Here is a 7,294-nt window from a genome sequence, read left to right on the forward strand (position 1 = left end):
AACCATGACAGACGCAACGAAGGTCACGACTCCCGCAATGGAAGGCGATCGCAATGCTTGGAAGTTTGGCTTTACTCCTCAAGCTGAACTGTGGAATGGACGTTTGGCAATGATCGGTTTTCTTGCTGCTGTGCTGATTGAACTGTTTTCCGGTCAGGGTGTGCTCCACTTCTGGGGCTTGATGTAATTTCAGCCGCAGAGCATCTATTCAGGATCAACTAATTGAGCTAATACGGTTCCACTACTGTAGCCACTAGGCAACCCCTTGATTTTTGGAGTTGCCCAGTGGCTACAGACGTTTTTGCCTATGTACTGTGTACTGGTTCTACGTGCTCATAGGGTCAGCATATCCCTGAAGATTTTCTGGCTCTAGCGATCGTAAAACGCTGGTTGCCTGCCGCGTTAGCGTTTCAGACCCTTTGACCACAACAAGATATTTACCGGCATTCAGGCGGTTTCGGTACGGTAAGGCATCGCCACCGCCCACAACCAAACCTACACCACCACCGACAATAAAGCTGCCCAATGCGCCCGAAGCAGCACCGAGCAATCCCCCAATTGCATGATCTCCCCACTCTCCTGCCCAGGCAAACGTGTTAAGACCCGTAATTAGGCTGAATGTGAAGCCTGCAAAAAAGCCAAAGGGCACCAGCCAAACCGCCATTAGTTTTGTTTGCTTCAGAGCTTGCTCGTTGGGATCGATCAAGCCGTACTCGTCGGCGCTTTTGTAGCCTTTGCCTAAAATGGCAACTTTATCCAGCGGCAAACCCGCATCTTCTAGCGCAGAGTAGGCAGCTTCTGCTTGGATGCGATCGCTCAAGACAGCAACAAGGTAATTCATGGGGACGTACTAACTGCTAATTGGTAGATTAAAAAATCAGGGCGGTTGAGTCATTCATTCTCAAAATAACGTACGCTAGAGTGTCCAATAGCATCCGATTCGGATTTCGGTTGCGTGCGTTCTATCCCTGGCGATCGTCATCTCGCCACGGCTGACAACTTTAGAATGCAGCGCAATCCAGTATTGTTATTACGTCGCGTTCTTCATCCACCCTGCTGATCATGCCCAAGGTTCTTGTCTCCGACTCGATCGACCAAGTTGGAATCGATATTCTATCCCAGGTTGCTCAGGTTGACGTTAAAACCGATCTGTCTCCCGACCAACTGATTCAAACCATTCCAGACTACGATGCGCTGATGATTCGCTCTGGCACCCGCGTTACGAGCCAAGTCATTGAGGCAGGTAGCCAACTCAAAATCATTGGTCGAGCTGGAGTCGGCGTTGACAACGTGGACGTAACCGCGGCGACGCGCAAAGGCATTGTTGTTGTGAACTCGCCGGAGGGCAACACGATCGCGGCGGCTGAACACACCTTAGCGATGATGATGGCAATGTCGCGCCACATCGCTGAGGCGAACCAGTCGCTGAAAGGTGGCAAATGGAGCCGCAGCAGCTTTACTGGCGTCGAAGTGTACAAGAAAACCCTCGGCGTTGTTGGGCTCGGCAAGATTGGTGCGCACGTTGCAACCGTCGCGAGATCGATGGGCATGAAGCTGCTGGCGTACGATCCATTTATCTCGCACGAGCGGGCAGAACAGCTGGGCTGTCGCCTGGTAGATATGGATATGCTGCTTCAGGAAGCAGACTACATCACGCTGCACATTCCCAAAACCTCGGAGACGACCCATCTAATTAATGCGGCGTCGATCGCCCGAATGAAGCCAACCGCCCGGATCATCAACTGCGCGCGCGGCGGCATTATCGACGAGGCGGCGCTGTTCGACGCGCTAAAGCAGGGAAAAATTGCCGGAGCCGCTCTGGATGTGTATGAAACGGAGCCGCTGGGCGAGTCGCCGCTGCGGGAACTTGGTAAAGAGATTGTCATGACGCCGCACTTAGGCGCATCGACTGAAGAAGCCCAAGTGAACGTGGCGATCGACGTGGCAGAGCAAATCCGCGATGTGCTGCTGGGTTTGCCTGCGCGATCGGCGGTGAATATTCCTGGACTGCGCCCTGATCTGCTGGAACAGCTTAAACCGTATCTGCAACTGGCGGAAACGCTGGGAAACATGGTGGGACAGCTGGCAGGCGGGCGCTTAGAGTCCCTTAACGTCGGACTTCAAGGCGAACTGGCGACCAGTCAAAGTCAACCGATCGTGGTGGCAGCGCTGAAAGGTTTGCTCTCTCCGGCGCTGCAAGAGCGGGTTAACTACGTCAACGCGAACCTGGAGGCAAAAGAGCGCGGCATCCGCGTGATTGAAACTCGCGATGCCTCGGTCAAAGACTACACTGGCTCGCTGCATTTGTCGGCTGTGGGTTCGCTGGGGCAGCATTCGGTGACCGGGGCACTACTCGGCGAGTCGGAGATGCGAATTACCAGCGTCGATGATTTTCCGGTCAACGTGCCGCCGAACCGCTATATGCTGTTTACGCTGCACCGCGATATGCCTGGAATTATTGGTAAGATTGGGTCACTCTTGGGCAGCTTTAACGTCAACATCGCCAGTATGCAGGTGGGACGGAAGATTGTGCGAGGCGATGCGGTTATGGTGCTCAGCATTGATGACCCACTGCCAGAGGGCATCCTCGACGAGATTCTAAAAGTGCCCGGAATCCGGGATGCGTACACGGTCACGTTGTAGCGGGTAGCGATTCGTCATTAGCTCTATAGTCATTAGCTCTATCCTTGAGAACGGCGTTGACGGCTCAGGGTAGCGTGACCCACCACTCACTGACTGACACCTAATGACGAATCACTAATCACTGATAGCGCTCTATGGCAAATAGCTGGTGGGAAATTCAGATTCTCTGCGACCTCGCGCTAGAAGAAGTGATCTTCTGGCGACTGGAGACCTTTGGCTGTCGAGGCATGTCCAGCCAAACGAAAGGGAGTTCCTGCTTGGTGTGTGCCTATTTGCCGCAGGAGCAGGCTCACCTACTAGATGTAGCCGCACTGGCGCTGCTGCTGCGCCAAGATGCGCTATGTGTGGGGCAGGCGATCCCGGCGGTGCAGTGGAACCTGATTGACGAAGAGGACTGGTCCAGCACGTGGAAGCAGCACTGGAAGCCGCAGGACATTGGCGATCGCTTCTTGATTAATCCTGCCTGGCTTCCAGTGCCAGAGTCGTCCGATCGTTTGGTGCTGCGGCTAGAACCGGGGGTTGCTTTTGGCACTGGAGAGCATGCCACAACGCAGCTTTGTCTGGAGTCGCTAGAAATGCGGTTGGGTGAGCACCCGGAAGAACTGATAATCGCGGATATTGGCTGTGGGTCGGGTATTTTGTCGATCGGGGCGCTGCTATTGGGCGCGAAGAAAGCCTACGCGGTGGATACCGATCCGTTAGCCGTTAAAGCGACGCGAGAAAACTGCCACCTGAACCAGATTGATGAGAAGCGAATCGTTGTAGACAAAGGCAGCGTGGAGCGCATCGAGCAGCTGATCGACGCACCTGTAGACGGCATTGTCTGCAACATCCTGGCAGAGGTGATCATCGATTTGGTGCCGCAGATGACCGCGATCGCCAAGCCCACAACCTGGGGTGTTCTCAGCGGGCTGCTGCTGGATCAGGCAAAGCCCGTTGCCGACGTGCTAGAGGAAAATCACTGGATTGTCGCTGCACTGTGGAAGCGGCAGGACTGGTGCTGCTTGCACATTCGCCGATCGTGATTAAGAAATGGCAGCGGCTAGTCCTGATCAGAGCTGACAGGGCAATGGCGCTTCTAGCTACGATCGCCCTGTTCCTTGTGCACTTATTTCTACAAGAATCGCCAAATGGCACCACTGCGGGGCGCAAGCTCTAGTGTGCAGCGGTGCGTTTCCTCCTCGGTGTTCCAGGTGAGTTCACCGGAACCAAACAGCAGCTTGATCTGACGCATGTCGAGTTCCGGGTGAACTTTGGCATCAACCGTACCAGTGTTCACAGCGATCAGGAGCGTTTCGTCGCCCAGCGATCGCGTGAACGCATACACCGTCGCCTCAGCAAAGGCAACGCGGTAGTCGCCCGTCCGCAGCGCTGCATGCGTGTGTCGCAGGGAGATCAGTTGACGGTGATAGTCGAGAATTTCCGTGTCCCAATCGGCATCCAGAGGAAAGCCGCGTCGCGAGTCGGGGTCTAACGCACCGGGGAGCCCAACTTCATCACCGTAGTAGATGCTGGGTGCACCGGGGTAGGTCATCAGCAGCAGCGTCGCAAGCTCGACGCTGGCACGATCGCCCCCTGCAATGCTCAGCAGGCGCGCTGTATCGTGGCTTGCCAGCAGGTTCAACTGAGTTAGCTGAATTTCCCACGGATAGAACTCCAGCACGCGCTGAATTTCTGCAGCGTAGTCTGGTGCAAACATCGGTGGGTAAGGCTGATAGTCGCGACCCTGAACCTGCTCCATATCAACGCGATCGCCTGCGGTAAACGCGATCGTGGGTCCGGCAAATAGGTAGTTCATCACGCCGTCGAACTGGGTGCCATCGAGCCACTCGCGTGAGTCGCCCCAGACTTCGCCGACAATGTAGGCGTCGGGATTGGCGGCTTTGACGCGATCGCGAAACTCTTGCCAGAATCCGGGCGTTTTAACCTCAAATGGTACATCCAGCCGCCAGCCATCGATGCCGAATTTGATCCAATATTCGGCGATTTCCATGATGTACTCGCGCACCTCTGGATTGTCGTGGTTAAACACAGGCAGCGCGCGGTTGTCTGCCCAGCCTTCGTAGTTGGCGGGATACTCGCCGTTGTAGGGTGAGACAGGCCATTCGTGGATTTTGAACCAGTTGACCCACGGCGAATGAGGACCGTTTTCTAGCACATCATGGAAAAAGAAGAAGCCGCGACTGGCATGGTTAAACACGCCATCCAGCACTACTTTCATGTCGCGTCGGTGCGCTTCGTCTAGCAGTTCCTTAAACGCAGAGTTGCCACCCAGCATTGGATCGACTTGGTAGTAGTCGTGCGTGTGGTAGCGGTGGTTGCTGGCGGACTGGAAAATCGGCGTGAAGTAGACGGCGGTAATGCCCAAGTCTTGCAGGTAGTCGAGCTTCTCCGTCACCCCCCACAAATCGCCGCCTTTGTACCCTTGCAGCGTGGGCAGGGCGCCCCACTCTTCCCATGTGGCATTTTTCAGTAGGCGCTTACGGGGTTGCTGAGTGCGGGCAAAGCGATCTGGAAAAATTTGATAGAAAACAGCGTGCTTAACCCAATCCGGCGTTTGTATCTGCATGGCTCTGTTTCGCTCTTCATCGCTAAGGTACAAGTCCGACTGATGATCGGGTTCCTTCCTCTGGTGGAATATTGTTAAGAACGTGCAACTTTTTAGCGATCGCTGAGGGGCAGTGCTACCAGCATCTAACTCATAGTCATGACGAGGATGAATTAGATGGCTGTTGCCGTCCGCATTACGCCGTCTACATGACTATGAGCGACATCTTGAAATCGCTGAATCAGCGTCGATGTCAGCAACATGCGCGAAGAATGCGCAAGGAAATTGATTCCTGCCGCACAGATGTTGCCTGCCAGGAGCTTTCGCTGGCAGGCAACATTCGCGCCCTTCTACGAGAGCGATCGAACCAGATGAAAAATGAGAAAAATAAGTCTGAGATCTCAGATTAAGGTGAGGTTTTGGGCTGGTTAATGATCGCGGGTACAAATTATCTCAATATTTCTTAATACTTAGCCCCTTCCTCTCAGCTGCAAATTCTTGCCTGTAGTGGCTCACGCTAAGTTGAAGAGTCGATTCAGCGGTCTGAGCAACATTAGGCAATCGCCCTACCACTTAACACACAGCAACACGATCGGCGTCGCAATAGCTATCAGTTACTCGTGCATTTGTATAAGGATACCCCTTTAGCAGTAGTCCACATCTAAGCTAGTTTCTTGCTCAAGAGTGATTAAATACCCAATCAAGTTAAATAGGATGATTTGTGTGGCGCTTAAACCATCGCCTCACTAGAAGTGCGCGATTTGCTGCGAAATAAAAGATCTTAACTACGTACATTGGAGACTAATTATGAAGTTCAATTCCCTGTCTAAACTTGCTGGTGCAGCCGCTCTTACGCTGAGCTTGGCGGTTCTACCTTCCAACCCCTCCAATGCCCAAACATCCTCTCCGTCCGGTACTGATACCACGACCACACAAACAACGGGTGGCGATCGGGACTTTGACTGGGGCTGGTTGGGTCTGCTGGGTCTGATTGGTTTGGCTGGTCTGCGTCGGAAAGAAGAGCCTGCCGTTCGCTACCGCGACCCCAACGAAGTTTCCAGTCCTGGTCCTCGCATCTAGATCACATTTGAACTCTTGGCATGCGGCACTAGGGTCTGATCCGTGGACCCGCTATCTCTAATGTGATACCCAAATTTTGACTGTTCGAGGAGACACGATCGATGAAGCATAACAATCTGTTTGTAAAAGCCCTTGGAGCCAGCGCCTTAGCGCTGAGCCTGGCTGTCCTGCCTGCTCCTTCTAATGCTCAGGAAAACCAAAATCGCCCCACCCTGGATACAACACCGTTACAGGAAACAAAGGACGACAACAACAATTTAGGCTGGTTGGGACTACTTGGTTTAATTGGTGTAGCCAATCTCTTCCGCAAGCCCAAAGAGAACCACGTTGTCTCCAATGACCCCAACGTTACAACTCGTACTGGCTATCGAGACTAAAGTAAGTAACATGAGTTCCGAATAGGTGGTGGCTGGCAAATCCTAAAAGCTTTGTCAGTTCGTTAAAAATCTGTGGTCTAATTCTGCTCATCTTTAAGGGTTGACAGACCTGAATAAAATCTACTAACCGCTAAGAGCTATTGCTTTTAGCGGTTATCCATTTGGAAGTTATTGATGAACTATCACGAATCGACGATCGCGCACCGCTAATATTGTCAGCATTTTTATCAGCGAGTGAAATCGATTCGGCATAGCAAAATTAGTGGGATTCACTAGACAAATTAAGTCGATCGTTTCAATTCTAAGGTAGTAGCCATACACATCGATTTGAAAAGTCAAAATCGCCGCTCAAGCCGTTTCTCAAACCTGAAGTTTTAAGAAGAACTAAATTAGAAAGCCTTCAGAATTAGGAGCTTTAAGCCCTTCGGATAGAGCAAAAAAGAGGGCTTGTGTATGATCCTTCAATCGGCTAATAGGTAGTAACAATTGGCTATCCTTCCTCAGTAGGTGACTTCGAAGACATCTTGTTTGCTATGAATTCGAGGTAAGCTAAAGTCACAATTAAAGAATTAACGCTGTCTCCTGATTCCATGAAATTTTTATCTCGCGCCTTCGCTTTAACCTTCGCGACCGCTCTGCTGTGGGC

8 protein-coding genes are annotated in these 7,294 nt (G+C 52.5%); 6 read left to right on the plus strand and 2 right to left on the minus strand.

Features of this window, described 5'->3' with window-relative positions:
• Positions 1–4 precede the first annotated feature (4 nt).
• Positions 5–187: a chlorophyll a/b-binding protein gene (locus H6F43_RS07940; RefSeq protein WP_190342268.1), complete on the plus strand. Its 183-nt coding sequence runs from the start codon at positions 5–7 to the stop codon at positions 185–187.
• Between the two features lie 138 nt (positions 188–325).
• Here H6F43_RS07940 and H6F43_RS07945 read toward each other — a convergent pair whose 3' ends face one another.
• The gene (locus tag H6F43_RS07945) at positions 326–841 is read right to left on the minus strand and encodes a hypothetical protein (RefSeq protein WP_190342261.1); all 516 of its coding nucleotides are present in this window, start codon (positions 839–841) and stop codon (positions 326–328) included.
• A gap of 221 nt (positions 842–1,062) precedes the next feature.
• Here H6F43_RS07945 and serA point away from each other — a divergent pair, with 221 nt between their 5' ends.
• Together serA and prmA are read left to right on the plus strand one after the other, a co-directional pair.
• On the plus strand, positions 1,063–2,643 hold the full coding sequence (gene serA, locus H6F43_RS07950) for a phosphoglycerate dehydrogenase (RefSeq protein ID WP_190342262.1): 1,581 nt from the start codon (positions 1,063–1,065) through the stop codon (positions 2,641–2,643).
• Positions 2,644–2,777: 134 nt separating this feature from the next.
• Positions 2,778–3,668, plus strand: a complete 891-nt coding sequence (prmA, locus tag H6F43_RS07955; RefSeq protein ID WP_190342263.1) for a 50S ribosomal protein L11 methyltransferase — start codon at positions 2,778–2,780, stop codon at positions 3,666–3,668.
• 89 nt (positions 3,669–3,757) lie between these two features.
• Here prmA and H6F43_RS07960 read toward each other — a convergent pair whose 3' ends face one another.
• A complete protein-coding gene (locus H6F43_RS07960) occupies positions 3,758–5,212 on the minus strand; it encodes a glycoside hydrolase family 13 protein (protein ID WP_190342264.1) in 1,455 nt (484 codons plus the stop codon).
• Positions 5,213–5,463: 251 nt separating this feature from the next.
• Here H6F43_RS07960 and H6F43_RS07965 point away from each other — a divergent pair, with 251 nt between their 5' ends.
• From H6F43_RS07965 to H6F43_RS07975, 3 genes are all read left to right on the plus strand, one after another.
• On the plus strand, positions 5,464–5,601 hold the full coding sequence (locus H6F43_RS07965; protein WP_190342265.1) for a hypothetical protein: 138 nt from the start codon (positions 5,464–5,466) through the stop codon (positions 5,599–5,601).
• Between the two features lie 397 nt (positions 5,602–5,998).
• Positions 5,999–6,271, plus strand: coding sequence for a WGxxGxxG family protein (locus tag H6F43_RS07970; RefSeq protein ID WP_190342266.1), 273 nt, complete (start codon positions 5,999–6,001; stop codon positions 6,269–6,271).
• Positions 6,272–6,372: 101 nt separating this feature from the next.
• The gene (locus tag H6F43_RS07975) at positions 6,373–6,648 is read left to right on the plus strand and encodes a WGxxGxxG family protein (protein WP_190342267.1); all 276 of its coding nucleotides are present in this window, start codon (positions 6,373–6,375) and stop codon (positions 6,646–6,648) included.
• The last annotated feature ends 646 nt before the right edge of the window (positions 6,649–7,294 follow it).

Origin of the sequence: Leptolyngbya sp. FACHB-36 (assembly GCF_014695955.1) — a bacterium.
GTDB lineage: Bacteria > Cyanobacteriota > Cyanobacteriia > Leptolyngbyales > Leptolyngbyaceae > FACHB-36.

What these genes read in the sequence shown, in the direction of transcription:
- H6F43_RS07940 (WP_190342268.1), top strand. Translation starts at nt 5, where the DNA reads ATGACAGACGCAACGAAGGTCACGACTCCCGCAATGGAAGGCGATCGC.
- H6F43_RS07945 (WP_190342261.1), bottom strand. Translation starts at nt 841, where the DNA reads ATGAATTACCTTGTTGCTGTCTTGAGCGATCGCATCCAAGCAGAAGCT.
- serA (WP_190342262.1), top strand. Translation starts at nt 1,063, where the DNA reads ATGCCCAAGGTTCTTGTCTCCGACTCGATCGACCAAGTTGGAATCGAT.
- prmA (WP_190342263.1), top strand. Translation starts at nt 2,778, where the DNA reads ATGGCAAATAGCTGGTGGGAAATTCAGATTCTCTGCGACCTCGCGCTA.
- H6F43_RS07960 (WP_190342264.1), bottom strand. Translation starts at nt 5,212, where the DNA reads ATGCAGATACAAACGCCGGATTGGGTTAAGCACGCTGTTTTCTATCAA.
- H6F43_RS07965 (WP_190342265.1), top strand. Translation starts at nt 5,464, where the DNA reads ATGCGCAAGGAAATTGATTCCTGCCGCACAGATGTTGCCTGCCAGGAG.
- H6F43_RS07970 (WP_190342266.1), top strand. Translation starts at nt 5,999, where the DNA reads ATGAAGTTCAATTCCCTGTCTAAACTTGCTGGTGCAGCCGCTCTTACG.
- H6F43_RS07975 (WP_190342267.1), top strand. Translation starts at nt 6,373, where the DNA reads ATGAAGCATAACAATCTGTTTGTAAAAGCCCTTGGAGCCAGCGCCTTA.